Annotated in this window: 22 protein-coding genes; 13 read left to right on the top strand and 9 right to left on the bottom strand. The window is 55.4% G+C overall.

What is annotated here, in order from left to right:
* The first annotated feature begins 65 nt into the window (after nt 1-65).
* Both M3089_RS10490 and M3089_RS10485 read left to right on the top strand, forming a co-directional pair.
* On the top strand, nt 66-857 hold the full coding sequence (locus tag M3089_RS10490; protein ID WP_249083962.1) for a prephenate dehydrogenase/arogenate dehydrogenase family protein: 792 nt from the start codon (nt 66-68) through the stop codon (nt 855-857).
* Between the two features lie 51 nt (nt 858-908).
* On the top strand, nt 909-1,697 hold the full coding sequence (locus M3089_RS10485) for a DnaJ domain-containing protein (protein ID WP_249083960.1): 789 nt from the start codon (nt 909-911) through the stop codon (nt 1,695-1,697).
* 453 nt (nt 1,698-2,150) lie between these two features.
* Here M3089_RS10485 and M3089_RS10480 read toward each other — a convergent pair whose 3' ends face one another.
* Nucleotides 2,151-5,600, bottom strand: coding sequence for a DUF5689 domain-containing protein (locus M3089_RS10480; protein WP_249083959.1), 3,450 nt, complete (start codon nt 5,598-5,600; stop codon nt 2,151-2,153).
* A gap of 684 nt (nt 5,601-6,284) precedes the next feature.
* On the opposite strand from M3089_RS10480, the gene ffh reads away from it, so the two are divergent.
* The 9 genes from ffh (at nt 6,285) to M3089_RS10435 (ending at nt 14,785) form a co-directional block, all read left to right on the top strand.
* Entirely contained in the window at nt 6,285-7,631 is a 1,347-nt protein-coding gene (ffh, locus tag M3089_RS10475; protein WP_249083957.1) for a signal recognition particle protein, read from the top strand.
* Between the two features lie 14 nt (nt 7,632-7,645).
* Nucleotides 7,646-8,524 (top strand): bifunctional methylenetetrahydrofolate dehydrogenase/methenyltetrahydrofolate cyclohydrolase FolD, encoded by an 879-nt coding sequence (gene folD / locus M3089_RS10470; RefSeq protein WP_205109918.1) that lies wholly within the window; start codon nt 7,646-7,648, stop codon nt 8,522-8,524.
* A gap of 13 nt (nt 8,525-8,537) precedes the next feature.
* Nucleotides 8,538-8,717 (top strand): tetratricopeptide repeat protein, encoded by a 180-nt coding sequence (locus M3089_RS10465; protein ID WP_205109916.1) that lies wholly within the window; start codon nt 8,538-8,540, stop codon nt 8,715-8,717.
* Between the two features lie 40 nt (nt 8,718-8,757).
* Entirely contained in the window at nt 8,758-8,988 is a 231-nt protein-coding gene (locus M3089_RS10460) for a 4Fe-4S dicluster domain-containing protein (RefSeq protein ID WP_205109914.1), read from the top strand.
* 5 nt (nt 8,989-8,993) lie between these two features.
* Nucleotides 8,994-10,076, top strand: coding sequence for a 3-methyl-2-oxobutanoate dehydrogenase subunit VorB (locus M3089_RS10455; RefSeq protein WP_205109982.1), 1,083 nt, complete (start codon nt 8,994-8,996; stop codon nt 10,074-10,076).
* A gap of 12 nt (nt 10,077-10,088) precedes the next feature.
* On the top strand, nt 10,089-10,847 hold the full coding sequence (locus tag M3089_RS10450) for a thiamine pyrophosphate-dependent enzyme (RefSeq protein WP_249083954.1): 759 nt from the start codon (nt 10,089-10,091) through the stop codon (nt 10,845-10,847).
* A gap of 48 nt (nt 10,848-10,895) precedes the next feature.
* Nucleotides 10,896-11,438: a 2-oxoacid:acceptor oxidoreductase family protein gene (locus M3089_RS10445; protein ID WP_249083953.1), complete on the top strand. Its 543-nt coding sequence runs from the start codon at nt 10,896-10,898 to the stop codon at nt 11,436-11,438.
* A 1,034-nt stretch (nt 11,439-12,472) separates the two neighbouring features.
* A complete protein-coding gene (locus tag M3089_RS10440; protein ID WP_249083952.1) occupies nt 12,473-13,381 on the top strand; it encodes a helix-turn-helix domain-containing protein in 909 nt (302 codons plus the stop codon).
* A gap of 12 nt (nt 13,382-13,393) precedes the next feature.
* Nucleotides 13,394-14,785 (top strand): aldo/keto reductase, encoded by a 1,392-nt coding sequence (locus M3089_RS10435; protein ID WP_249083950.1) that lies wholly within the window; start codon nt 13,394-13,396, stop codon nt 14,783-14,785.
* Nucleotides 14,786-15,421: 636 nt separating this feature from the next.
* Here the strand turns inward: M3089_RS10435 and cobC are convergent.
* From cobC to cobU, 4 genes are all read right to left on the bottom strand, one after another.
* Entirely contained in the window at nt 15,422-15,952 is a 531-nt protein-coding gene (gene cobC / locus M3089_RS10430; RefSeq protein WP_205109904.1) for an alpha-ribazole phosphatase, read from the bottom strand.
* A 23-nt stretch (nt 15,953-15,975) separates the two neighbouring features.
* Nucleotides 15,976-16,773: an adenosylcobinamide-GDP ribazoletransferase gene (locus M3089_RS10425; protein ID WP_205109902.1), complete on the bottom strand. Its 798-nt coding sequence runs from the start codon at nt 16,771-16,773 to the stop codon at nt 15,976-15,978.
* A complete protein-coding gene (cobT, locus tag M3089_RS10420) occupies nt 16,748-17,794 on the bottom strand; it encodes a nicotinate-nucleotide--dimethylbenzimidazole phosphoribosyltransferase (RefSeq protein ID WP_205109900.1) in 1,047 nt (348 codons plus the stop codon). The genes M3089_RS10425 and cobT overlap by 26 nt, the downstream gene beginning before the upstream one ends.
* A gap of 63 nt (nt 17,795-17,857) precedes the next feature.
* The gene (gene cobU / locus M3089_RS10415; RefSeq protein WP_249083948.1) at nt 17,858-18,385 is read right to left on the bottom strand and encodes a bifunctional adenosylcobinamide kinase/adenosylcobinamide-phosphate guanylyltransferase; all 528 of its coding nucleotides are present in this window, start codon (nt 18,383-18,385) and stop codon (nt 17,858-17,860) included.
* A 201-nt stretch (nt 18,386-18,586) separates the two neighbouring features.
* Between cobU and M3089_RS10410 the strand changes: the two genes are divergently transcribed.
* Together M3089_RS10410 and M3089_RS10405 are read left to right on the top strand one after the other, a co-directional pair.
* Nucleotides 18,587-19,735 (top strand): OmpA family protein, encoded by a 1,149-nt coding sequence (locus tag M3089_RS10410; protein ID WP_249083946.1) that lies wholly within the window; start codon nt 18,587-18,589, stop codon nt 19,733-19,735.
* Nucleotides 19,736-20,084: 349 nt separating this feature from the next.
* Entirely contained in the window at nt 20,085-20,255 is a 171-nt protein-coding gene (locus tag M3089_RS10405) for a hypothetical protein (protein ID WP_205109893.1), read from the top strand.
* Between the two features lie 127 nt (nt 20,256-20,382).
* Here the strand turns inward: M3089_RS10405 and M3089_RS10400 are convergent, their stop codons facing one another.
* The 4 genes from M3089_RS10400 to M3089_RS10385 form a co-directional block, all read right to left on the bottom strand.
* On the bottom strand, nt 20,383-22,794 hold the full coding sequence (locus M3089_RS10400; protein ID WP_249083944.1) for a glycoside hydrolase family 2 TIM barrel-domain containing protein: 2,412 nt from the start codon (nt 22,792-22,794) through the stop codon (nt 20,383-20,385).
* 220 nt (nt 22,795-23,014) lie between these two features.
* On the bottom strand, nt 23,015-25,117 hold the full coding sequence (locus tag M3089_RS10395) for a TlpA family protein disulfide reductase (protein WP_249083939.1): 2,103 nt from the start codon (nt 25,115-25,117) through the stop codon (nt 23,015-23,017).
* Nucleotides 25,114-25,836: a hypothetical protein gene (locus M3089_RS10390; RefSeq protein WP_249083938.1), complete on the bottom strand. Its 723-nt coding sequence runs from the start codon at nt 25,834-25,836 to the stop codon at nt 25,114-25,116. Before M3089_RS10390 ends, M3089_RS10395 begins: the two co-directional genes overlap by 4 nt.
* The gene (locus tag M3089_RS10385) at nt 25,833-26,336 is read right to left on the bottom strand and encodes an RNA polymerase sigma factor (protein WP_249083937.1); all 504 of its coding nucleotides are present in this window, start codon (nt 26,334-26,336) and stop codon (nt 25,833-25,835) included. Before M3089_RS10385 ends, M3089_RS10390 begins: the two co-directional genes overlap by 4 nt.
* Nucleotides 26,337-26,663: the final 327 nt, after the last annotated feature.

The raw sequence follows: 26,663 nt of genomic DNA, 5'->3' as shown, positions 1-26,663 counted from the left end.
TGCGCGCCCGGGCCATGCCGGGGGCTGTATTGTGGCGTTGCATCAATCATTAATATATAAGTAATATGAGGATTCTGGTTATGGGAGCCGGCAAGATGGGGAGCTTTTTCCTTGATTTGCTGAGCTTCGACCACGAGATGGCGGTGTATGAAAAAGACCCGGTTAGGATGCGGTTTACTTACAACTGCCGCAGGTTTACGTCGTTGGACGAGGTAAAGGAGTTTCGCCCGGAGCTCTTGATAAATGCCGTGACGGTGAAATACACCATTTCTGCCTTCAAGGAAGTGATGCCGTATCTGCCCGACGACTGCATCGTGAGCGACATAGCCTCGGTGAAGACCGGGCTGAAGGAGTTTTACCAGCAGTGTGGCCACCCTTATGTCTCAACCCACCCGATGTTCGGTCCCACCTTTGCCAACCTGCAGCAGCTGAGCGAAGAGAACGCCATCGTGATCAGCGAGGGCGACTACATGGGCCGCATCTTCTTCAAAGACCTGTACAGGAGGCTCGACCTGAGTGTCTATGAATACACTTTCGATGAACACGACCGTACCGTTGCCTATTCGCTGAGCATACCATTTGTGAGCACATTCGTCTTTGCTGCCGTCATGAAGCACCAGGACGCGCCGGGAACGACGTTCAAGCGCCACATGAAGATAGCCAAAGGCGTGCTCGGCGAGGACGACTATCTGTTGCAGGAAATACTGTTCAACCCATACACCGGTTGCCAGGTGGAGCGGATAATGGATGAGATGCGCGAGCTGCTGGGCATCATCGAGCACAAGGATGCCAAGGCTATGAAGGCCTATCTCACAAAGATTCGTAATAATGTGAAAAAGGATTTAGACCTGAATTGACCGCAATGCCGTTGGCATGGATTTTGTATTGTAAGATGAAAAAGAACATATATGGCAGCAGGTAAATGGATTGGCAGCTTCCTTGGATGGATGGCTGGCGGCCCGCTCGGAGCATTGGCGGGCCTGGTGATAGGGGCAATGTTTGATTACGGCATGGATTCCGTAAACACGCCCGATACGGGAGGCAGTGCCACGGGCGGCTCACCGTATGGCAGCGGGCGCGTTTACGAGGGCCAGCGCAACAGTTTCCTGTTTGCCATGTTGGTGCTCGTGTCTTATGTAATCAAGGCCGACGGGCGCGTGATGCATTCGGAGATGGAGTTTGTGAGGCGCTTCTTGCGCAGCAACTTCGGCGAAGGGGCGCTCAGGCAGGGCGAGGAGATACTCGGAAAACTGTTTGAAGAGCATAAGCGGGTGGGCAACGTGGCTTTCCGCAACACCGTGGCCGACTGCTGTGCTCAGATGTCTGCCAACATGGACTACGCCCAGAGGCTCCAGCTTCTGAACCTGCTCGTGCTGCTGGCAAAGGCCGACGGCAATGTGGTGGGCGAGGAGGTAGAGGCCATCAGGGAGTGTGCCGCGTGGCTGCGCATGGCCTCTTCGGATGTAGACTCCATGCTCAACCTCGGCGGCGACAGCCTTGAGGCAGCCTACAAGGTGCTCGGGGTGCCGCCCACAGCCACCGACGACGAGGTGCGCAAGGCCTATCGCAAGCTGGCCCTTGAGCATCATCCCGACCGCGTGGCGGCCTTGGGCGAAGACATCAGGAGGGCCGCTGAAAAGAAATTCCAGGAAATCAATGAAGCCAAAGAGCGCATATACAAGGCTCGGGGGATGTAACCCCCGGGTCTTTTTTGTTGCCCCGTGCCCATGGGGGCTGTTGTTTTGCAATGGGAGAATGCATTTTGCATGTACTTGAATATAACTGACTAAAAAGTGCTGTGGCCGCCGCCGGTTTGCGGCATGTGTCGTTCTGCATTGCCGTTTGGCTCGTTTTGCGCTGCAAGACGGGTCGTTTCACAGTCTGAAACGGCACGTTTGGCAACCAGGAACGGCCGATGTTGCAACACGTTGGATGCCAGAAGGTTATGCAGGGGCGGCGTTGCTGTTGCCTTTAACATAATAATGTTAACGCCAAAGCGGCCGTCATGCTGTTGCGGTTAGTGTGGGCTTGCCGGATGGAGCGGGGACGTTTGGAAACAAAAACTCCCGGTGTGACCATGCTGTCACACCGGGAGCGTTGTTTGACCCGTGGCCTTCAATCTTCACGACCGAAGGCAGCAAGCGTATGTTTTAGTCAATCTTCACCTTGTTGACGGTGATGCCAGTCTGGGCAGTGCGCTTGATTACGTATATGCCTGCCGGCAGTCCGTTGGCAGCTTCGGCCGGTGTCACGTTGGCCTTGCTGCGTACCAGTCGTCCGTTGATGTCGAAAATCTCGATGTCTCCCGGCTCTGTGCCTATGCTTCCAATGCCGTCTGCAATGGTGTTGTTGACCGTTAAGGGCACATATATGTCTGCTGCGCCGCGAGAAGCCAGCTTGACATAAGCCTCATGCACGCCTACGTCTTTAGAGTTGAACGACACTGTGAACGAGCCGCCAGTTGCAGGCAGGGTGGCCGTAGACACCTTGAACTTGCTCTTGTTGGGGCCTCCAACAGTCAGCTTGATAGGCTCCACGAGGTTGGTTGCCGTCACTTCCACAGCGTCGGACACGGCGTCTTCGCCTTGTACGGCCACAAAGGCCAGGTTTTGCATCGAAGTCCTGATGGTGCCGAGGTCGGTTCGGCCATAGCTAACGTCGTCTATGTAATAGGTGGCAGAGTTGTTACGCCCGCGCGTGCTCTTGAAGCGGAAGGCCATGAAGAACTCGTCGGCTATGTTCTGCCCGGTCAGGTCGATGTGGAACTCTTGCCACTCGCCGCTTTGGTCGGCCAGGTAAGGCATGTTGAACCCGTCTACCGGACCCACATACATGTCGCCATCGGCAAGGTCGATGTAGCATAGCTCGAGCTGGTCTGTCTGGTTGTCTCTCAGATAGTCGCCCCTGACCCTGAACGTGAACATCTTGGTTGCAGAGTTGGCGAAGTCGAGCGGCGGTGTGACAAGCATCATCTCGCAGTCTTCCTCGTTGCCTTCGAGCACGTTGCTGTCGTAGGCTGTTACCTTTGCGGCGCGCTCTCCGGCCGACTCATCCTCTGCCGGGAACTCATAGCCCCACCATGCACGCTTGCCCTTCATGGCCAGGTTCTTCCATCCGCTGATTGACAGCGGCTTGTTCTTGGTCACTCCGTCGAATTGCTCATTGAGCAGTTTTACGGGGTTGGAAGCGTCGAGCGGCAGGTCGTCGCCCTCTTTGCCGGGTTCTGGCTCGGTGCTTTCCACGGCCTTGCCCTTGAGCTTCACGCGCACGGTGTCTATGGCGAGGCTGTATATCACAATCTCGTTCTCATAGTCGCCGACGGCTTTCGGGGCGAAAGTAACCTTCACTTCGGCCTTTCCGTCTTTCATTAGCATCGACGTGCCGAGTATGAACGAGCCAGCGTCTTTCATCTTGAGGTATGCATAGTCGGGCAGGTAGGCAGTGGTGACCGTTATAGTCTGTTCTTGCCTTTCGCCAACCTTGGCTTCAAACTGTGGCACCTCGGCCGGCTCGACAGTGACCCTTGGCGGGTTCTGCTCGTCGGTGGCATAGGCCGAAAGGCTGATGGCCTGGTAAACGTCGGGCATCTGCGGACAGTCGATGAGCAGCCTTGCGCTGTGCTTGCCTATGGCAACGGGGTTGTAGGAAACCACTACGTCGGTCTCGCTCGTGCCTGCCGGTATCGTTGTTTCAGACAGGCTGAACAGCTTGCGGTCGGTGCCGGTTATCTCAAGGGTGGTAGGTGCCGGCATGTTGACGGCGCTGATGTGTACAGTGCCAACCACAGTGGACTTTCCGATGAAGCCGGCCGCCATGTCAAACTTGTTGGGCGACACCGTGAGCGAGGGTTCGGCAACCACGGCGGGTGTTATGTCGGCTGCGCTTCGCGGCGCTATGAGCACGGCACCGGTCGACGTAGACAGGCCCGTTATGTTGACAGTGCCTGTAGGCACGGGCGTGCCTATTAGCGAAGTGCCGTCGAATATGCGTATCTTGCCTTCGCCGGTAGCGTCGGTAACGGTAGGTTGCGCCATTCCTTCTTCAAAGGTTGCGCCTTCGTCCACGCCGGTTATGGTGGCGTTCTCCACCCTCACGAGCCTGTTGACGTAATCCTTCGGGCTGACTTTGAGCGCAGCCAGGGTGACTGTTGTGGGCTCGGCCGTGTTGCCTTCGGACACAACCTGGCCCAGCGTGGCTGATGTGGGGATGAACGACATGGCGCCGAACACCGACGTGATGTTGCCGATGAACCCGGTGAGCTTGTCGCCCTCCTTATATGTAGCCTGCAGATACTGGTAGTCGTCTCTTACGAGCATGCCTCCCGTTGCGTCCTGGAGGTAATACTCCGGCATGCCGTTGCCCTTGTTGACGAAGGTAATCACGGCCTCGCCGGTGTAGCGGTAGGTGAGGTAGTCGTCGGGGTTTTCGGCGGCAAACTCACTCAGTGTGGCTATTGGCTTTACGGGCATGGTAATCCATGTGGCTTCCATCTCTACGGCATCACGGCCCGGTGTGCTGAAGGTTATGGTGGCCTTGCCGTTCTCTGTCACCGGCGTCAGCGTGAACGTCACGTCCTTTCCCTGCTCGGTCTGGGCCTCTGTGGCTGTTACAGTGGTGACAGACGGCTTCAGTTCGTCGCCCGTTACGGCGATGGTTATGTCGCCCTGCAGCTTTTCACCCCTGACGTTGACTACAGCTGTCTGCGGGTCGCCGCTGTAGACATAGCTGAAGTTGAGCGCGCTCTCGCTCAGTGTTATTGACGGAGCGTCGTCGTCGGGCTCGTCGTTGCCGGTGAACAGGCCGGCGTAAGTGTCGGCCACGCGCAATGCACCGACCAGAAGCGTGGGCGCTGTGCCTTTCGACGACGTTCCCTGGCGGAGCTCAATGCCCTGCAGTCCGTAATTGGACACGCCCGAGCCCGACTTGTTCGGGTCGATGGCGGCGTCGGCCTGGGCCGGCTCTTCGGTGTAGCTGGCCGGGTTGACAAACAGCGACACACCGTCTTGCCGCTCGCCTGCAGCCCCAATCTCATACTTTACCACAATTAGGTAAGTCTGCCCTGTGCTGAAAGTTTGCCCGGCAAATGTCGGGTCGGCGGCTCCGCGCTCCACTCCGAGGCGGTATTTGCCTTCTTCGTCGGCCTTGTCTATATAGAGCCTTCCGAGCTCGGTACCGGTCTTTCCGTCGGCCACGGGAGAGCTTTTCGTGCGTACCACGAGCGACATGACGTAAATCGGGCCGGTTGGTTCCTTCGACACGTTGATGAGCGCCGAGTAGTACAGGTTGCCCTCCTTGACGCCGTCGTCGTTCGGGTCGAAGCGTGCCACGAGGTCTTCTGCCGTTTTCTCCGGCCCGAGCTGAATGCTCTTGCCCTTCACACCGCCCGGGTAACCGGCGTAGTCGAGCGTCTTGTCTACAACTTGTATCGGCGAGTCGGGGTTGGTTCCATACTTTACCCATGGGCCTTGGCCGTAAAGCGCCCCCACCGGGTAGTTGAAATTGTCTTGCCACGATAGCTGTGCACCGACGTCGGCGGGCACTGCAAACAGCATGGTCAGTAGCAGTGTGGCATAAGCTAACGTTTTGTTTAGTTTTCTCATAAACTAGTTTTAAAATGAAAGATAAGTAAGAAGGAGACCTCTCACCATGAAGTCTCGTTTGCAAATATAGTGATTTTATGATATGAAAACAAATATTTTGAGTATAAAATGAATCATTTTCTCATGTTTTATACAATTGTGCCTGCGTTTCGTGTTGACTGTGCCGCCACGGCCGTTGTTGGCGCACGTAGATTTTGCAGGCCGTCAATGCCTGTGCCGCCACGGCGCCGTTGGGGCGGGCCGGCTTTGTCTTTGTCTGTCAATATCAGTCGTTTAGCATCGCAAAACAGGTCGTTTCGCCATGCAAAATGGCCTGTTTTGCAACATGAAACAGGCCGTTTTGTAATGCGTTGACAGCCAAGCTGTTATGTTGCCGCTCACCCGTGGCCGCCTTTGCCGTGCGAGACAGCGGAGCCGCCCCGCCCGCCGCTCCCACCCGGGCAATCGGCTTGCGGGTCGGCTCCGCCGTGTTGCACACCTCAAATGTTTGTGCGCAATTTGGCTCCCCGGCGTTTTAAAATACTTTAAAACATCTTTTCCAAGTTTGCTTTTCTTGATAATATAGATTATCTTTGCATAAGATAGGTTGCGTTCGGCGTGCACTGACATCCAGACATTGCAGCCGTTTGCGCGATAATTGCAGGGCATAATGCATTAAGACAACAGATTATACATAATCATAATATGTTTGAGAACTTAAGCGACAGACTTGAACGCTCATTCAAGATACTGAAGGGCGAAGGGAAGATAACCGAAATCAACGTGGCGGAAACACTGAAGGATGTTCGCCGCGCACTGCTCGATGCTGACGTAAACTATAAGGTTGCAAAGACATTTACCGACACCGTCAAGCAGAAGGCTCTCGGCATGAACGTGCTGACGGCCGTGAAGCCTGGCCAGCTCATGGTTAAGATAGTCCACGACGAACTGGCCGAGCTCATGGGAGGCAAGGCCTCTGACTTGCACCTCGATGGCAAACCGGCAATAATACTCATGTCCGGACTGCAGGGCTCGGGCAAGACAACTTTCAGCGGCAAGCTGGCCAACATGCTGAAGGCAAAGAACCGCAAGAACCCATTGCTCGTGGCATGCGACGTTTACCGTCCGGCAGCCATCGAACAGCTGGGTGTCGTGGGGCAGACAGTGGGCGTGCCGGTGTATTCGGAGCCCGGAAACAAGGATGTGGTGGCCATTGCCAACAATGCCATCCGCGAGGCGCGGGCCAAGGGCAACGACGTGGTAATCATCGACACCGCGGGCCGTCTGGCCATCGATGAGCAGATGATGGACGAGATAGCTGCGCTCAAGCAGGCCGTAAACCCCGACGAGACGCTCTTCGTGGTAGACGCGATGACCGGACAGGATGCGGTGAACACAGCCAAGGAATTCAACGACAGGCTCGACTTCGACGGCGTGGTGCTCACCAAGCTCGACGGCGACACCAGGGGCGGAGCTGCACTGTCGATACGCACCGTGGTGACGAAGCCAATCAAGTTTGTGGGTACCGGCGAGAAGATGGAGGCCATTGATGTGTTCCATCCCGACAGAATGGCCGACCGCATACTTGGCATGGGCGACATCGTGAGCCTTGTTGAGCGTGCCCAGGAGCAGTTCGACGAGAAGCAGGCCAAGGAACTTGAGAAGAAGATACGCAAGAACCAGTTTGACTTCAGCGACTTCCTCAACCAGATACAGCAAATAAAGAAGATGGGCAACCTTAAGGACTTGGCAGCCATGATACCCGGTCTCGGCTCGAAGATAAAGGACATCGACATCGACGACAGTGTGCTCAAGAGCATCGAGGCCATAATCAACAGCATGACGCCAAAGGAGCGCTCAAACCCGAAAATCATCAACCAAAGCCGCAGGATGCGCATAGCCAAGGGGTCGGGCACAACATTGCAGGACGTCAACAGGCTCATGAAGCAGTTCGACCAGATGCGCACGATGATGAAGCTCGTCACCGGCACGTCTAACAGCAAGATGATGCAGATGGCCAACGCCATGCGTCAGATGAAAGGAAAACTATGATAACCCAAAACGATATGCAACTAATTGACGGAAAGGCTACTGCAGCCAAGATTAAGGAAGAGATAGCAGAAGAGGTCGCCCGCATCGTCGCCAACGGCGGAAAGCGCCCGCATCTCGCGGCCGTACTCGTGGGGCACGACGGCGGTTCGGAGACTTATGTCAAGAACAAGGTCATAGCTTGCGAGGCTTGCGGGTTCAAGTCGTCGCTCATACGCTTTGAGGACAGCGTGACGGAAGCGGAGCTGCTGGAGTGTGTGGCGGGGCTCAATGCCGACCCGGACGTTGACGGCTTCATAGTGCAATTGCCCCTGCCGAAGCACATCGACGAGCAGAAGATTATCGAAGCAATCGACTATCGCAAGGACGTCGATGGCTTCCATCCAATCAACGTGGGGCGCATGGCCATCGGGTTGCCGTGTTTCATCTCTGCCACACCGCTCGGAATATTGACACTCTTGCGCCGTTATGACATCGAGACCAGCGGCAAGAAGTGCGTCATTCTGGGGCGGAGCAACATCGTTGGCAAGCCTATGGCGCAGCTGATGATGCAGAAGCAGTATGGCGACGCCACCGTGACGGTGTGCCACAGCCATTCGGCCAACCTGAAGGATGAGTGCCGCGAGGCCGACATTATAATAGCCGCAATAGGCCGCCCAGACTTCGTCACGGCCGACATGGTGAAAGACGGCGCCGTAGTCATTGACGTTGGCACCACGCGTGTGCCCGACCCGACACGCAAGAGCGGCTTCCGCCTCAATGGCGACGTCAAGTTCAGCGAGGTGGCGCCTAAGTGCTCGTTCATCACTCCGGTGCCCGGTGGGGTGGGGCCGATGACGATTTGCTCGCTCATGAAGAACACATTGGCCGCAGGAAAGAAAGAATACTATAAATAAGGAGAACCTAAACATGACCGCAGAAGAATATTACAAGCTCGGCAATCGCTACCGGCAGGAGGGCAACTGGCAACTGGCCATCAACAATTACGTGGCCGCCGTGGAGCAGGATCCCGAAAGTCCGGCCGCCGAAGCAAAGAGAATGCTCGACGACATATTGAACTTTTACAATAAGGATGCCTATAATCCTTAGTCAGATAGCTTAAACCAGATTAAAGAAAGGAGAATACTTTATGGGTAAAATCAGAGGCGCTATTGTAGTAAACACAGACAGATGCAAGGGATGCGGGCTCTGTGTGGAATCCTGTCCGCAGGATGTCATTGCGCGAGGAAAGAGAGTTAACGTCCACGGATACCCTTTTGTGGAGGTAGTGAAAGGCGATGCTTGTATAGGATGCGCGTCATGCGCCATAGTATGTCCTGACGGATGCATCACTGTTTACAGGAAAAAAATGGAGGAATGAAAGCTATGGCAGACAGAGAAGTGACACTGATGAAAGGCAACGAGGCGATAGCCCGTGCCGCTATTCGTTGTGGAGTTGACGGATATTTCGGCTATCCTATCACACCGCAGAGTGAGGTCATCGAGACACTGGCTCTCGAAAAGCCCTGGGAGACCACCGGCATGGTGGTGCTGCAGGCAGAGAGCGAGGTGGCGTCAATCAACATGTTATACGGCGCCGCCGGTGCCGGCAAGCGGGCCATGACGTCGTCGTCAAGCCCAGGTGTGGCCCTGATGCAGGAGGGCATTGCCTACATGGCAGGTGCTGAGCTTCCCGGCGTCATAGTCAACGTACAGCGCGGAGGCCCCGGCCTCGGCACCATCCAGCCATCGCAGAGCGACTATTTCCAGGCCACACGTGGCGGTGGCAACGGTGACTACTATGTGATAGTGCTTGCACCGAACTCTGTTCAGGAGATGGCCGACTTCGTTGACCTTGCCTTTGAGCTTGCTTTCAAGTACCGTATACCGGCAATGATACTTAGCGACGGCGTCATTGGGCAGATGATGGAGAAGGTTGTGCTGCCTCCGTTCAAGCCCCGCCGCACGGAAGAGGAAATAATGAAGGAGTGCCCATGGGCCACGTTTGGCTGCATAGGTGGCAGGAAGCCTAACATAATAACGTCTTTGGAGCTGCAGCCCGAAGCAATGGAGGCCCACAACATCCACCTGCAGAAGAAGTATGATGAGATACGCCGGACAGAAGTTCGCTATGAGACACAGCAGTGCGATGACGCAGACTACATAATCGTGGCGTTCGGCAGCGCGGCCCGCATAGCCCAGAAGGCCATCGAGATTGCCCGCGAAGAGGGTATAAAGGTTGGTCTTTTCCGCCCGATAACGCTGTGGCCTTTCCCGTCAGAGCAGGTAGATGCCGTGGCAAGGGGCAAGAAGGGCGTGCTCGTGGCCGAGATAAATGCCGGCCAGATGGTAGAGGACGTGCGCCTGGCCATAAACGGCAAAGAGCCCGTTGAGCATTTCGGACGCTTGGGCGGCATTGTGCCCGATCCGGATGAGATAGTGAATGCACTGAAGACAAAACTTATGTAAGGAGGCTATAAGATGGAAAATATAATTTCGCCTGACAATCTTGTCTATAAGAAACCGACGTTGATGAACGATGTCCCGATGCATTATTGCCCGGGATGCAGCCACGGTGTGGTTCACAAGCTGGTGGCTGAAGTGATAGAAGAGATGGGCATGAGCGACAAGGCCATTGGCGTCAGCCCTGTGGGGTGTGCTGTGTTTGCCTATCGCTACATTGACATTGACTGGCAGGAGGCTGCCCACGGGCGTGCTCCAGCCGTAGCGACAGGCATCAAGAGGCTGTGGCCCGACCGTCTGGTGTTTACATACCAGGGCGACGGCGACCTTGCCTGCATAGGCACAGCCGAGACGGTGCACGCGCTGAACCGTGGCGAGAACATCACCATAATATTCATAAACAATGCCATATACGGCATGACCGGAGGCCAGATGGCGCCCACAACGCTGCTCGGCCAGAAGACCAGCACCTGCCCATACGGGCGTGAGGCGTCGCTGCATGGCTATCCGTTGAAAATCACCGAGATGGCTGCGCTGATGGAAGGGACATGCTATGTGACCCGCCAGAGCGTGGATACGGTGGCTTCAATACGCAAGGCGAAAAAAGCGATACGCAAGGCTTTCCAGGCCTCGATGGAAGGAAAGGGAAGCTGTCTTGTTGAAATTGTCGCTACATGTAACAGCGGTTGGAAGCTCACCCCGGTGCAGGCCAACAAGTGGATGGAAGAGAATATGTTCCCGTTCTACCAGAAAGGCGACCTCAAGGATACTATCTGATGGTGTTTGCTCCTAACTATTATCAATGTTTTTTAAAGCAGACTTATTATGAAGAAAGAGATTATAATATCGGGCTTTGGCGGACAGGGCGTGCTGTCGATGGGTAAAATCCTTGCTTATTCGGGCCTGATGGAGGACAAGGAGGTTACGTGGATGCCGGCATACGGTCCGGAGCAACGCGGTGGCACAGCCAATGTGACGGTCATTGTGAGCGACGACAAGATTTCGTCGCCTATATTGAGCACTTACGATGTTGCCATTGTGCTCAACCAACCGTCGCTCGAGAAGTTTGAACCGAAGCTGAAGCCCGGTGGAATACTGATATACGACGGTTATGGCATCATCAATCCGCCGACGCGGAAAGACATCACCGTGTACAGGATTGACGCCATGGACAAGGCTGCCGAGATGAAGAATGCCAAGATATTCAACATGATTGTGTTGGGCGGATTCCTAAAGGTGTGCCCCATCATCAGCAATGATGGTATAGAGAAGGCCTTGAAGAAGACTCTGCCCGAGCGTCACCACGGTCTCATTCCGCTTAACATGCAGGCTCTCGACGAGGGTGGCAAGATTATAAGGCAGATGTGACGATGACTCAATATGGCTGTCATTCAGCCTGCACAGACTGTTGCATGGTTGCTTGCCGGCATTGATTTAATGCACAATACCGCGGCCGCAAGTGCTCATTGAAGCGCTTGCGGCCGTATTCTTTTACCCAATTCGGTGGTTGGCGCCCACCGTGGTCACACCCGATAGGCCTGCGAGTTGGTTGCTGTATTTGGCTTTGGTGTGGCGGCTTGCGTCGAGATGAACAGGTAGGGAAGATGCCGCGTTCAGGCATTGAGCATTTGCATGGCATGATATAAATATGCAGACAGCCACCCAGCGGTCTGTGGGCTTATTGTGGTATGGTGTGTTTGCCCGGTTTTCCCTGTCTTGCCCTTGCCGTTGGTGCGGCAGCCAGCCTATGCCATCCCACCCCGTCGGCCGTCGCCGCCATGCCGTTCGGGCGTTTAACGTCCGGGCGGCGGTCATTACTCTTGGCGTAGCAGCCGTTGTATAGGTGCCGCCCCGCAACCTCCATGCCACGGTGATGGCGGATGTTTCTGTAAATGTTGTTTCCTTATCGGCCTTGTGGCGCAACCGGCTGAGCCACAGTGGCTTGCCGGCACCATGCCGTCGATGGTGCCGAATGGGCTGTTTCGCAATGCAGTATGGCCTGTCTTGCATTGCCATACGGCCTGTTTTGTGTTGCCAAACGGCCTGTGTTTCGCAACCATGTCGTTTTGTATTGTTTCCCGAAACTTATTTTCCCCCTCACCGCAAAGCGTTTCCGATAGGATGCCACACTGTATGTGATTCGGTTCAACGGCATAGCCTGCGTTGCGGAAAGTGGCGGGGTGGGCCAGCCACGCCACATTCTTGCTGCGCAGGCTGGGGTCGACTTGGCCTGAATGCGTATGCGTTCGCAATCATAAATGCAGTGTTCCGATTCGTATAACATTTTTTCTTTTTTGGTTAATGGGCAGCAGCCGAAATTGAATTACTTTTGCACAGGCTTACAGTTTCACGCCCGCATAGTGTGGGCGTTGCTGCCGCCATGTTTTAAAACGTGAAACATCATGCAAGCAAAAAGCGACGATATAATTACGGTAAACACCGTCGGAGAATATGCCGACCTGTTTGGTTGCCCTCAGGCGCGGCATCCCCTGTTCTGCACATGCCGATTGTCGGAGGTCAGGGATTACGTCCCGGTAGGCAAACCTATACGGTTGAACCTTTATTCTGTAGCGATAAAGGACGGCACAACCTGCAATGCACGTTACGGGTGGCGCAGCTACGACTTTTCCAGCGGGGCAATCAACTTCTTTGCCCCGGGCCAGATGCACTGTTGGGACGAACCGACCGCCAACTCCGGCAGGTGGGGGTGGCTGCTGGCATTCCATCCCGACTTCGTGCGGAAATATCCGTTGGGTGAAAAGATACTTCGCTTGAGGTATTTCTCTTACGAAGTGGACGAGACGTTGCACATCTCTGACAGTGAGCGGAAAACGGTGGAAGGCATCATGGATGGCATTGAAGGCGAATACCTGCAAGGCGTAGACCGGCACACGCAGGACATCATAGTTGCGCAGCTCGACGTGCTGTTCTGCTATGCCGAGCGCTTCTACGACCGCCAGTTCCGTATGCGCAGCAACGCCGAACCCGACATACTGGTGCGTGTGCAGCGCATGTTTCGGCAGCATCTCGACGAGCGTCGTGGCGAGTTCCTGTCCGTCAGCGCCGTCGCCAGCGAACTCAACATGTCGCCCCATTACCTCAGCGACCTGTTGAGAAGCCAGACGGGGATGAACACCAAGCAGCACATTCATGCTTATTTGGTTGATTGCGCCAAGGTGTTGCTGGCCAACACGCAGTTGTCGGTGAGCGAGGTGGCATATAGGTTGGGCTTTGAATACTCGCAGCACTTCAACCGGCTGTTCAAGAGGAAGACCGGTATAACGCCTTCGGAATACAGGAAACTTACATGAAAACATACGGCTATGACAAACATCGAGACAAATGGGCGCATTTCACGTCGCACGTTCCTGAAGCAGCTGGGGCTGGCGGGGGTATTGGCAGGAGCCCCCTCGTGTGTGCGGAAGGGTGATGGCGACAGGCCTGGCCACGGCCCTATGACTTGCCGGACAGACCCAAAGACCGGACGGGCTGTATCTGTTTTGGGATATGGATGCATGAGGTGGCCGCCCGCTGCCGAGCCTTCGGCCGACGGTTGCCCCATAGACCAAGACACTGTAAACCGCCTTGTGGACTATGCCATGGGGCATGGCGTCAACTATTTCGACACGGCTCCCATCTATTGCCAGGGGTGGTCGGAGCGGGTAACGGGCATTGCGTTGAAGCGCCATCCGCGCGACAGCTATCTCGTGGCCACCAAGATGTATGCCTCTGACGACCTTTCGCCAGAGAACATGACGGCAATGTACCGCCGTTCTCTTGCCGACCTGCAGGTTGACTACATCGACTATTACCTTTTGCACGCCATTGGTGGCGTGGGCATGGACATGTTCGAACGGCGCTTTGTGGCCAACGGCATGCTCGACTTTCTGCTGGCAGAGCGCGAGCATGGGCGCATCCGACATCTCGGGTGGTCGTTTCACGGCGATATCGACGTGTTCAAACGGGTGTTGGACATGCACGACACCATTCATTGGGACTTTGTTCAGATACAGCTAAACTATGTCGACTGGCGGCATGCGGCGGCATACAACTCCGACTGGCAGGCTGCTTTGGGCGACAACGCCAACGCTGAGTATTTGTATGGCGAGCTGGCCCGGCGCAACATACCGGTCTTTGTGATGGAACCTTTGCTCGGGGGCAGGCTGGCAAATGTAGACCAGGACGTGCTGGCCGACATGAAACAAAAGCGCCCCGGGCACACCGCCGCTTCGTGGGCAATGCGCTTTGCAGGTTCGCTGCCGGGCGTCCTGACCGTATTGAGCGGCATGACATACATGGAACACCTAAAAGACAACCTGTCTACCTGTTCGCCTCTCGAGCCGCTATCGGTAGAAGAGCAGGGCTTTTTAGAGGATGTTGCGGTGCGGATGGCCGGAAACCGTTACATACCATGCACCGATTGCAAGTATTGCATGCCCTGTCCTTACGGCATAGACATACCGGCTATATTCCTGCATTACAACAAATGCGTCAACAACGGGATGCTGCCCGAGAGCAGCCGGCACGACGGATATGGGCAGGCACGCCGCGCTTTCCTCATTGGCTACGACCGCAGTGTGCCCCGCCTACGCCAGGCCGCCCATTGCATCGGCTGCGGCCGGTGTGCCTCTAAATGCCCGCAGGGCATCGACATACCGTCGCAGATGCAGTCTGTCGACAGGTTTGTAGAGAGGCTGCGGCGGGATGAGCCATGAGGTGTGGCGTTGGTTAGTCGGCCGGATGCACAGTCTCAGCCGTGGGCGGTCGGGCCATTGTCAGGCTTGGCGGCCGTGGACAGAAGTCGGCCAATATGTTTAGTCGATGTCTTCGGTTGGTCTTTCGTGTTGGAAAATTATGGTGGTGCCTCTTCACAGCCCCAATCCGACAGGGCAATGCCCCGCCGTTTGACGGCTTTGGTCTGCCCAACTACGCCGCATATTGCGGCCTTTGCCGCGTTTGGAATGTGGCGTAAATGCTTTTCGCGGGCCATCGTAGTGCAGCCGGCCTATGACGCTTGCAAGCCTGTCTGCTGCTGGTCGGAGGCGTATCCTGCCCATTTGCAAGGCTCTTGACCATAGAAAAGCCATGCGCGGCAGCCGCCACGGACGATTGTTTTGTAATGATTTGTCTCTGAGTTTGCCACGTTGCGCAATCCGTTGAGGTTCAGTTGGTTGGCCCGCTACAGCAGTCTGCCGTCTCAATTTGTGCCGTTTGGGCGTGCAATATGTGCCGTTTTGGCCAACAATACAGGCCGTTCGGGAATGCCGAACGGCCTGTATTGCCTCGCCATGGCGTTTTGTAAATAAATCGATAGTGCGGTAGCCCGGCCTTCACCCGGCCGTGCCCTTTGGCTAAATCTCTATGCGCTCTATGCCGCCGCAGTCTACAAGATGCTCGAAGCAGCCTTCGGCAGGGAACAGTCCGCCGTAGATGCCGGCGCAAATCAGCACCCCGCCGTGTGCAAACACAGCCACCCTGCTGTAGTCTTTGCGGCGCAGTTCGTCGAGGAAGTCGGCCACTCGGCTGTACAGTTCAGGAAAGCTTTCGCCCCCGGTCGGTGCCAAGTGCATGTAGTCATCATACCATTTTTGCAGGTTTTCGTCTTTTATCTCGTCAAACTTCTGCATCTCCCATTCGCCCATGTTCATTTCCTTTAGGCGCGGGTCGGTGGTGGCGTCGGCGTGGCCGCAGTAAGCCGCCAGTTTGGTGGCGCGCGTCAGCGGCGACGAGTATGCCCGGTCGAACGGTTCAAACCTTGCGAGGTTGGCCTTTGTCACGGCGGCCTCTTCTTCAAAAGTGTCGGCCACGGGCACGTCGGTCCATCCGTAGCACGTGCCTTTTTCCACACCCACGTGGGTGTGCCTGATTAGTATCACTTCCATCTGTCGGTTCTATGTTATGTTGTTCAGTATTGGCTGTAGCAGCAGCTCACGGTGATGTATACCGTCAGTTCTACGAGAAGGAACATCGCCCCGCAGCAATCGCCGGTGTATCCGCGCAGTCGGTGCCATATAAGCAGGTAGAGAGCGTACATCACCAGGCACGGCATGAATATCACATACTGCCAGTCGGTGTAGCCCCTGGTTAGGTAGATGAATGCCGCCATGGGCAGCAATCCCTGCAGGGCCATGCCCACTCCGGCCTTGATGCCGGGGCGCCGGTATACGGTCTTGGCCTTCGACTCTTCTTCGGTGCGTGCGTAAGGCATCATCATTATCACCTGCCCGGCCACCATCTTGGCAAAAGGGTCGGCAGCGAATACCGTGAGCGCCGCCACCATGGGTGGCAATGAGAGGAGCGAGGCCACAAGCAACAGTTCGTAGACCACCAGGCCCACCACACCGTAAGTGCCTGTCCGCGAGTCTTTCATTATGGCGAGTATGCGGTTGCGATCGGTGCCTCCGCCGCCGAAACCGTCGAAAAAGTCACACAACCCGTCTTCGTGCAGCGCGCCTGTAAGCAGCAGCCGTATGGCCACGGCCAGCAATATTGCCACGGAATACGGCATTGCATGGTGACCGAAGAATATGACGGCAGCCGTGATGCCGCCGGTGAGCCACCCCACCAATGGCCAGTACTCAACCACGGCGCGGTAGCACTGGCGCGGAGGCTGGTGGATTCGCCACAGCGGCAGGCGCGTGAAGAAGATCAAGGCAGCCCAAAGGTTGTCGTACCATTTAGAAGTATTTAGTGATATTTGCATGTTCAAAGTCGTTCATTTCGTTCATCATTCTAACCGCACTGTCTATTATCGGGAAAGCGCAGAGCGCCCCTGTGCCTTCGCCGAGCCTCATGCCGAGCTGCAGCAGGGGCTCGGCGTGCAGCAGCTGCAGCAGCCTGCGATGGCCGTTCTCGTCGCCCTGGTGCCCGAATATCATGTAGTCGCGGGCTTCCGGAACCAGTTTTGTGGCGGCAAGGGCGCAGGCCGACATTATGAATCCGTCGACCATCACAACCAGGCGGCGTTCGGCGGCGCCGAGCATGAGCCCCACGGCGGCAACCATCTCGAAGCCTCCGAAGTATCGAATGCAGTCGGTCACGCCGGCGTCGGGTTTCCATCGGTGGTAGCGCCCGGTGGCCTCGGCCAGCACTTTGCGCTTGTGCGCCAGTCCGGGGCTGTCGAGTCCGGCCCCGGCCCCTATGCATTCGTCGAGCGCAACGCCCCCGAGCTCGCTCATCCATACGCTCGATGCCGAAGTGTTGCCTATCCCCATCTCGCCTATGCAGATGATGTCGGAGCCCTCGTCAAGGCACATTGCGGCCAGTTCGTCACCGGTTTCGACGGCCTTGTCCATCTGTTCCAAGCTCATGGCCGGGCCGTAAAGGAAATCGGCCGTGCCGCGGGCAATCTTCCTGTCGGTTATCGCGGGGTATCCTCCGAGGTCATGGTCGACGCCCATGTCTACAATGTGCAGTTTGAACCCGTGCTGCCTGCAAAACATGTTAACGCCTCCGCCGCCCTTGGTGAAGTTGACCATCTGCTGCCATGTCACCTCGCGCGGCGACACGCTCACGCCTTCGCGCTCTATGCCATGGTCGGCGCCGAGCAGTATGTGTTGCGGTTTGTGCAGTGTGGGGTGCAGCGTTTGCTCTATCAGGCATATCTGCATGGCAATGCTTTCCAGCCTGCCAAGCGAGCCTTTGGGCTTGTTCAGGTTGTCAATCTTGTGGCGTATGGAGTCTTCAATGCGCCTGTCAGGCCTCTCGATGTTAAACTTTCTCATGTCTGTATATGTTTTTTTGCATTGACTTGCCGGCCGCGCAAACTTGTTTGGCGCGCCTTGCTCTCATTTTATCCTTACCGGTATGCCGCTCACCATGAGCACCACTTCGTCGGCTTTCGACGCGACATACTGGTTCATCCAGCCCTCCAGGTCGGTGAAACGCCGCTGTATGGCGTTCTCGCTCACGCCGCCCCAGCCAATCTCGTTGGTCACGAAGATAAACGTCGCGTCTTGCCGCGTGAGCCGGTCAAACTCGTCTTTCAGGGCGCCCAGGGCCTCGTCGACCGACGGTTGCTCCCATTCGGCCCTGTCGCGGCGGAAAAAGAAGTTGGTGCACCACAGCGTGATGCAGTCTACCACGGCCACCCTGCCGCTGAGGTCGTGGCGGCTCAGGTGCTTCTCTTCCTCAATGTTGGTCCATTCCGGGCCGCGCCTCTGCTTGTGTTTGGCCACCCTCTGGCGGAACTCGTCGTCCCAGATGTGCGCCGTCGCCATGTAAACGGGCGTCGGGCTGAGGCTCAGCGCCAGGCTTTCGGCATATCGGCTCTTGCCGGAACGCTGCCCTCCGGTTATCATTATAATCTTAGTCATTGCGTAGGCAAAGTTACAATAAAAATCCGAAAGGGCCGAATTGCCAACCATCGATATGGCTTATAAATAGTTCTAAATGGTGGTATTTGTCTTAAAACGGATTTTTTGGGGCCTAAACATTTGGCGCAATCGACTTTTTAAACTAATATTGCATGTAGCAAGGGATACAATACCCTGCATTAATAGATAAAAATTATAGGTATGAAAAAGTTATTATTAATGTTTGCTGCAGTCGCATTGGCTGCACAAACTACATCTGCTCAGACAGTCGAAGACAGCAAGTTTTTTGACAATTGGTATTTGGGAGTCAACACAGGTCTAAACGCTAAGACCACACACACGGCCATATTCAAGAACCTCAACCCTTCGGCCGGTTTGCGCATAGGGCGCTATTTTACGCCGGTATTTGGTTTTGCAATCGAAGGCGAGGCTTATTTCAACAATAAAGCGAGCATGCAGCGCCCTCTCGGGACGTTTGTCAAGGGCACCAATGTGTCGTTGTTGGGAACCACAAACTTCAGCAATTGGTTTGGCGGTTACACCGGCGAGCCGCGCTTGTTTGAGGTTATCGGTGTCTATGGACTGGGCTGGGGCCACGTCTTCAGCACAGAGAGTGCCGACGTCTACGAGCGCAATGCGTTCACCTCAAAGCTGGGATTGGACTTCGCCTTCAATCTCGGTGCACGCAAGGACTGGCAGGTTTACATTGAGCCGAACATCACTTATGCGCTTGATAACGGCACGAAGACACAGTTCAATGTAGACCGTTCTGCCTTGGGAGTGCTCGTGGGAGTGAACTACAAGTTTGCCAACAGCAACGGGACACATAATTTCAAGATTGCAGAATTGCGCGACCAGGCTGAGATTGACGGTCTGAACGACAGGATAAACAGGTTGCGCGCCGCCAATGAAGAGAAGGAAGGCGTCATCGCCAACGACCGCAACACCATAGCAGACCTGCAGGCTCAGCTCGCAGCAGCCAAGCAGCAGAAGCCTACGGTGGTTGTGAAGAAAGACGAGAACGTGCTCCAGCCTACTGTCATTTTCCGCCAGGGAAAGAGCAATATCGATGCCGCACAATACGCAAGTGTGTCGATGGTGGCTACATATATGAAGAACCACAAGGACGCAAGGATACTTATCAAGGGATATGCTTCGCCGGAAGGCAGCAAGGAACTGAACCAGAAGCTCTCTGAAGCACGTGCAAATGCTGTCAAGGATGCGCTTGTCAAGCGTTACGGCGTGGCTGCCTCACGCATCAGCGTAAGGGGCATGGGAGCCACAGACGAGCTATTCGACGAGGTAGATTTCAACAGAGTGGTTACTTTTACGGATATTAGCAAGCAATAGTTAGAGCCGTAGCGGCAAATAGTTTTGTCCGCCGAATAAAGAAAAGGGTAAATTTTTGTTTTGGGATACGCCCCCGTCGGCCTGATGGCCGGCGGGGTTTTTCATGCCCGTTTTGGGCGTTTGGGACTTAGTGGCTGTGGGGAGTGTAGGGCGGTTTGCTCTCTTCGGTCGATGCAGGCGTGCCGTTTCACCTGCCAATTGCTTTGCTGCCATGTTGCGTTTGGTGGGACATTGCAGAACTGCATAAATCGTAATAAGGATTAATGAGCGTGAAATAATGCTATCAGATGCGCGTCTTAAACCATAAAATGACTATATTTGCCAATGAGGATGTGGTCTCGCATCTGCAGTGTTAACTAAACAGGGTCCGATAGAGACGGAGGGCCTGATGGAGGAACAGACTATGAAGCCAAGAAGAAAATCGTACAATGAAGAGTTCTATGAGCTGGACAATCACTACAACGAGGATTTCGACGAGCGTTATCAGTCCATGGTCAACATCTCCGGATGGTACGCATGACCATGTTGGTCGTCATTCTGTTTTGAATTAAAACATCCCGCTTACACGGTCAATTGACTCGGTGAGCGGGATGTTCCTTTGGGTGTTGGTTGCCTGTCGAGGTGTCTTGGCTTGGCAGGCTTTGCCGTCAGATAGTCTTGATGTCTATCGATTTGGTTATGTTATGCTTCTTGTCGGTCACTGTAAGTGTCAATTTCCCGGCCTGTTTTGTGCTGCGCACGATGACCACCAGCTGTCCGTTGAAGAGCTTCATCTGCGGTTTGGTGAACGGCTCGAGCGATGTTGCGTCGCCATTGCAGGCTGCCTGGAACGCGCCATCGCCTTCGACGGTGAACGTCAGTTGGCTGTCGGACGTCGGACATGGCGTCCCCTCCTTGTCAGCCATGGTGACAGTGACGAATGCCATGTCTTCTCCGTCTGCCTTGAGTGTTGGCGTTTGGCTTGCCGTCTGGCATTCGGCGCTCAGCAATAGCTGCGCCGGCTTTCCGGCGGTACGTCGGCTTTGCTCTCCTATTTTGTTTCCGTTGGCGTCGTAAGTGACGACTTTGATTTCTCCCGGCTCATATTTCACGTTGTTCCAGCGCAGGCGGTAGCGGTCAAGGCGGCCTTCCTTGTTCTTCCTAATGCGCCCCTGGCTCTTGCCGTTGACAAACAGTTCGCCCTCCACGCCGTCGGTGTAGCAGTATACCGGCGTCACTTTTCCCTCGCGGCCGGGCCACGTCCAATGGGGCAGCAGATGCGTTGTGTGCTCCTCCTTGTTCCATTTGCTGCGGTAGAGATAGTAACGGTCTTTGGGCAGTCCGGCCAAGTCGCATATCCCGAAGTAGCTGCTGCGGCTGGGCCAATACTCGTCATAGGGCGTAGGTTCGCCCAGATAGTCGTATCCTGTCCACACAAACTCGCCGATGACTTGGTCATAATCGTCTTGCCAACGCCAGTCGTCGTCGGGCAGGTTGCTCCATGAGCAGTGCTCAACGTCGTAGCCCGAGCATTGCCCGTCGGCGTACTTCTTGCCTGCGGCAATGTCAACGGGGAACTTGTAGACGCCCCGCGAGCTTACCGTCGACGCCGTCTCAGAGCCGAGCAGGAAGCCCTGCGGCAACTCTTTCAGTCCTTTTTCATACTTGTGAAGGCGGTAGTTGAATCCCGGAACGTCCATCACCCCGGCGAAACCAGTCTTCATTGCGTTGTCCACACGGTCCATTCCCTGCGTCACCGTGCGCGTGGGGTCGAGCTTGTGGCACAGGTCCTGCAACCTCTTGGCCGTCTCGGCACCTCCCCTCATGCCCTGTTCGGGTATTTCGTTGCCAATGCTCCACATTATGATAGACGGGTGGTTGCGATGGTTGAGGATAAGGTTGGTAATGTCTTTCTCGGCCCATTCGTCGAAGAAGCGGCAGTAGCCATTCTTGCACTTGGGGTATTTCCACATGTCGAAGCTCTCGGCCATGACCATCATCCCGAGCGAGTCGCACACGTCCATCTGCATTGTCGAAGGCATGTTGTGTGCCGTACGTATTGCGTCGCAGCCCATTTCCTTCATCATTTTTATCTGTCTTATCAGCGCGGCCTTGTTTATTGCGGCACCGAGCGGGCCCAAGTCGTGGTGCAGGCACACTCCCTTTATTTTCCGTGTCTGCCCGTTGAGTTGGAATCCGCCTTCCTTTGTTACGCTCACGGTGCGTATACCGAAGTTCATTGTCTGCTCGTCCATCAGTATGTTGCCTTTATACAGGCGCGTGGTGAGCTTGTAGAGGTATGGCGATTCGGGCGACCACAGCTCCGGTTTGTCCACGTCCAGCTGGGTCTTCACCGTTCCGTCGGCCTCGATGTCGCATCTGCTTGCAGCTGCCACGTAGCCTTTGCGGTCGTAAAGTGTTATCTCCACCCCGGCTTTGTCGGTGGCGTCGATGCCTTCAACCTTTGTGTCTACGTCTATGTATGCCTTCTTTCCGTCTATCTTGGCAGTCCTTGCGAACGTTGCCCAGGTGGCAATCCGCTCCTTGCCGGTCAGTATCAGTGTGACAGGACGGTAGATTCCACCCCCGGGATACCATCGGCTGCTCTCCTCAAGGTTGTTCAGGTCGACCTCCATTTGGTTGTCGCCGGCCTTGATGTATGGCGTTATGTCAATCTTGAACGCATTATATCCATACGGCCAAAAGCCGGCTTTCTGTCCGTTGATGGTCACTGTCGGCTCGGCCATCGCCCCGTCGAACACCAGCTCGGCCTTGCTGTAGCCCTCGGGTATGGCCAGTGTGCGCTTGTAATGGCCTTCGCCAATCCACGGCAGCGCGCCCGACCGGCCCGACTTCTCCGTTGCCACCTTCTCGTTGTTTTGCTCAATTGCCACCGTCTGCAAGTCCCATTTCTTGTCGAACGGGCCGCTGATGGCCCAGTCGTGGGGCACGCTAACGGTTTGCCACTCGGCCTTGTCGCGTGAGAACTGCCATCCATCGGTCAGCGTAATCTCCCTCCGCGTCTGCGCTACGGCGGCTGTTGCCACGGCCAGCGCAATGGTCAGAATCTTGTCTCTCATTATGTTTTGATTATTAGAATGTTCTATTTTGCAAAGTTACTAATAAAAATCTAACCTTTGGTATTGTGTGTGTGAAAAAGCTTTCATAATGGTGGTGGCAGTCGAAAATGGGTGGCGGGCGAGCCCGCAGCCTTGTGGCTGCAGGCCATGGTGGGCCCAGGTGGCCCCCAATGCCATGGTAGCGGCAGTGGCGGGGCACGGCTTGCGCAACGGCATTAGGTCATGGTCGTTGGGCCGTTGGGCGGTTTTCCATAATCCGGTTCACCTTTTCCACCAGTCCGGGGCCGTAGTGGCAGCTGTCAACTATGCGCCCTTCGTTGTCTAATATTATCGCTGTCGGCATTGCGTTCACGTGGTTCAGAGCCGCAAAGTTGCCCCCGAAGATGTTGGTCAAGCGCTCCATGCCGTTGCGTCTTATGTACCACCGCCATAAGTCGCCATTGAACCCGAACGTGAAGGCATGGCACACTATGTCCAGGCCCTTGCCGCCATAGCGGTCGTAAAGCTGCCTGACGATCTCTGCTCCGCGCCGTCCGTCCCTGTTTTGGGGATAGTACAGGTAAAGCAAAGTATACCCGTCGCCGCGAAATTCAGCCGTGTTGCGTTTGTTGCCGTCGGTGTCCCAGCATTCGGTGTCGGCCAGTTTTGTGCCGGGTTTCAGCTTTTCGTTGTCATTAAAGTATTTCGCTGCCGGCTGCATAAGCAGGTTTGAGGCGTAGCGCCCGGTCGAATCTACATAGGGTGCCAGCTCGTCTTGGCTCATCCTGAAATAATAATTGTACAGCAGGAACAGGTGTACGGCATTGTCGCTGTTGGCCTTTATTGTTGCCATTACATACTTGTCGAGCCGCCGCATCAGTCGGGCAAAGCCCGCACTGTCGGTCACTGTCAACCTGCCGTCTATGGTTGTGGAGTATTTCATGGCCTCGGTGTCGAATGCTTTCAGCGAGTCTTGCACCGCCATCAGTTTCATGTTGGTCTCAGAGGCAGATGTTATGCCGCGCCTCATGTCTACGTTTATCGTCACGGTGTCGGCAAAAGCATAGTAAGTATTGCTGCCGTCGGTGATGCAGACGAGCGAGTTTCTCACCCTGTCCTTGCAGAAACGGAACCCTCGCTTATCGGTTGGCACGGCGAAAGTCTTGTCGGGTGCCAATCCGCCAACGAATATCTTTGAGTCCTCATCAGCCGCAGTTCCGATGATTCTGACGGCGATTGTGGGTTCATCATTGCACATTTGCGGGTATCCCATGAACTCGGAGACAACCATAAACTCTTCCGGCGGGCATAACCTTTTGCCAAGCCTTGAGCGCGTGGACATTGCGAGGTCAGAGCTTTGCGACCTGTATGGCTTCTCCGTTTTTTGCTCCGTCTTCCTTCTGAAGGCCGACACTGTTCTCATAAGAGCCTTGTTTCTCTGACTGTTGCCGGTTTCTTCCATCGACCAAACATTTCGCTTTATCGAGTCATATTGTTCGGTTGTAAGCGTGCCGTCAAACTTTTCGGCGAGCCTCCTCATCACGAACGCTATGGCATCACACTGCTTGTAGTTGCCTTTGGCCATGCTTTTTCGGAACTTCTCTGCCAGCATCTTCACCTGGCTTACGGCAATGTCGCCGGTCATGGTGTCTATCCTCTCCGTTTCATCCACGTCGTATACCTTTTGTTCCGAGCCGCTTTCGTTGAAGTCGATATAGCTGTTTGCCTGCCAGTCTTTTCCGGCCAGTTTGGCAATATAGCCGTCGATGGTGCAGAAACGCCTCGACTCCATGTCTGTGAAGAGCTGCGGTTTCCAGGCAAACATATAGTTGGTGCGCACGCTGTCGCTGCCGCAGAAAGTCATTGTGGCATAGTTGCACAGATTGTCGAGCGGATATGAATATGCCGTCACCCCGCCAATGCTGTCAGAGTAGGCGTAGGTCAATCCATCAATCTCACTCGAGCTGATGCCCGAAGGGTCGGCATCGTGAATCAACGTCTGCGACGCAAGGCCGGCATTTCGTTTCAATGCCCGTTCCAGGCGCCCGATGCAATTCGGCAACAATGGGGCGGCAGCAGTGTCGCCCACTTTGTAAAGATATTTAAAATAAAGCGTTTTGCAGTCTTGAATGTGCGGAGCCTGGCGGTTGCCGGCCTTTTGCTGATTATAGAGCTTGGCATTGAAGAAGGCATTGGCGTTGTCGGCCCGGCGCGTCTGCAGTTCGTCCGAGCGTTCAAGCCTTGCTATTTCCTTGTCTATGTCGTCGATGGCGCGTTGTGTCTGGGCTGCGCCCATGGTGCAAACGGCGGCCAGTGCCATTGTCATGCAGATCTTTGCTTTCATTGTTCCGTGTCGTTTCTGGTTGTTGTCATGTTGTTTTTGGCATTGTCATTGTCGGGTGCAAGCAAATAGTCGAGCAGTTTCCTGTTGATGATTTCCTGCAAGCGGGCGTCGGTGCGTATCATCTTCTCCACTTGGGCCGTATAGACAGAATCGCCCACGCGGTCGAGTTCCTTCTCAAGCCGGGCGAGATAGTAGTCCAGGCTGTCTGCATTCTGTGTGCCTTTGGGCGTGCTGTCGACTGTTGCCGACGGCTTTCGGGCGTATTGTCGGGCACTTTTCGGCCCGGTGCCCCGTGGGTCTGCGTGGTGTATGGCTTTGTCTGCTGACGTGCCGTCTGGTTTGGTCAGTGCCATGGCATGTGTTGGTTTCATCAGTTGCATGCCCACGGTGTCGGTATGGGTGAACACCTTTTCGTGGCCGTTGCCGGGCTTTCCGGTCAGCATTATGGCAACCACGGCCATTGCCGCAGCTGCCGTTGCCCACCGCAGTGCCTTGCGCAGCTTGCGTTGCCTTACTATGTCGCGGTATGTCTCGGTCTCGTCTTCAGTCAGCCAGAGGTCGGCATAGTGGCCGAGGTTGGGCTTCTCGAGCATGGGCAGCAGGGCGCGCAGTTCATCGGGGGCATCGTCTTGCCGTAGCAGTTCGTGCAGCCGCCGTTCCTCTTCGGTCGTTGTCAGCCCGTCGAGAAACCGTTGTGCAAGTTGGTGGATGTCGTTCATAGGTCTGTTCCTCCATGTCTTTTTATGTATCTGAACACCTTCTGCCTGGCCGCGCTCAGCATTGCGCTTATCGAGCGGGGCTTTATGCCGGTCACAATGGCCATTTGCGACAAGTCCATGCCGAGCTCCTGGCGCATCCTGAACAGCTTTTTCTCAGTTGGCGAAAGCAGGTTAACCGCTTCGGCAAGCAGGCGTTGGCCGTCGGCTTCGTCCATTGCTGCATGTTGTTCGGCTCTTGCCGATGCGGCCACGCTGATGTCGGCGGTGCGCCTTACTTTCTGTTTGCGCCACTCGCTCACGCAGATGTTCCTGGCCATGCGCACGGCGAGGCGTTCGATGCCGGGCCGGGAGCCAAGCCTGCCGCGCATAACCCACAGCCGGGCAAGCGTCTCCTGCGCCACGTCCTCGGCCTCGTTGCCGTGGCCGAAGAAGTCGCGCCCTATGCTTACCAGGCGTGGGCGCAACAGTATTGCCGTATGTTCGAACTCCTCAGTTGTCATCTGTATTATATACGCATGGCTCTCGTAGATGTTAAGTAAAATGGCGACGGATTTTTCTACCGGGCGTTTAGGACGTAGTTAACCCTGAAGCAGTCAATGGAGGCCGAGGGGATTTTGTTATGATGCCGTGCAGATGGGCAGCCGCCTTTGCCTAAGGCGTGGCGGGCAACGCTGGGCCAAAGCGGCCGGCAAAATGCCGATAGCACGACGAATGCACATTTAAGGCCGGGAAAAGCATCAAAAGCATGCCGCCGGCTGTCTGATGGCCGATTTTGGTTTAAGGCATTCGGAATATGTCATTGTGGCTGTCGGCGTGTCGGCAAAGGT

This window comes from Marseilla massiliensis, assembly GCF_023336985.1.
Taxonomy (GTDB): domain Bacteria; phylum Bacteroidota; class Bacteroidia; order Bacteroidales; family Bacteroidaceae; genus Prevotella; species Prevotella intestinigallinarum.
This window is presented reverse-complemented; position numbering and strand designations above follow the sequence as displayed.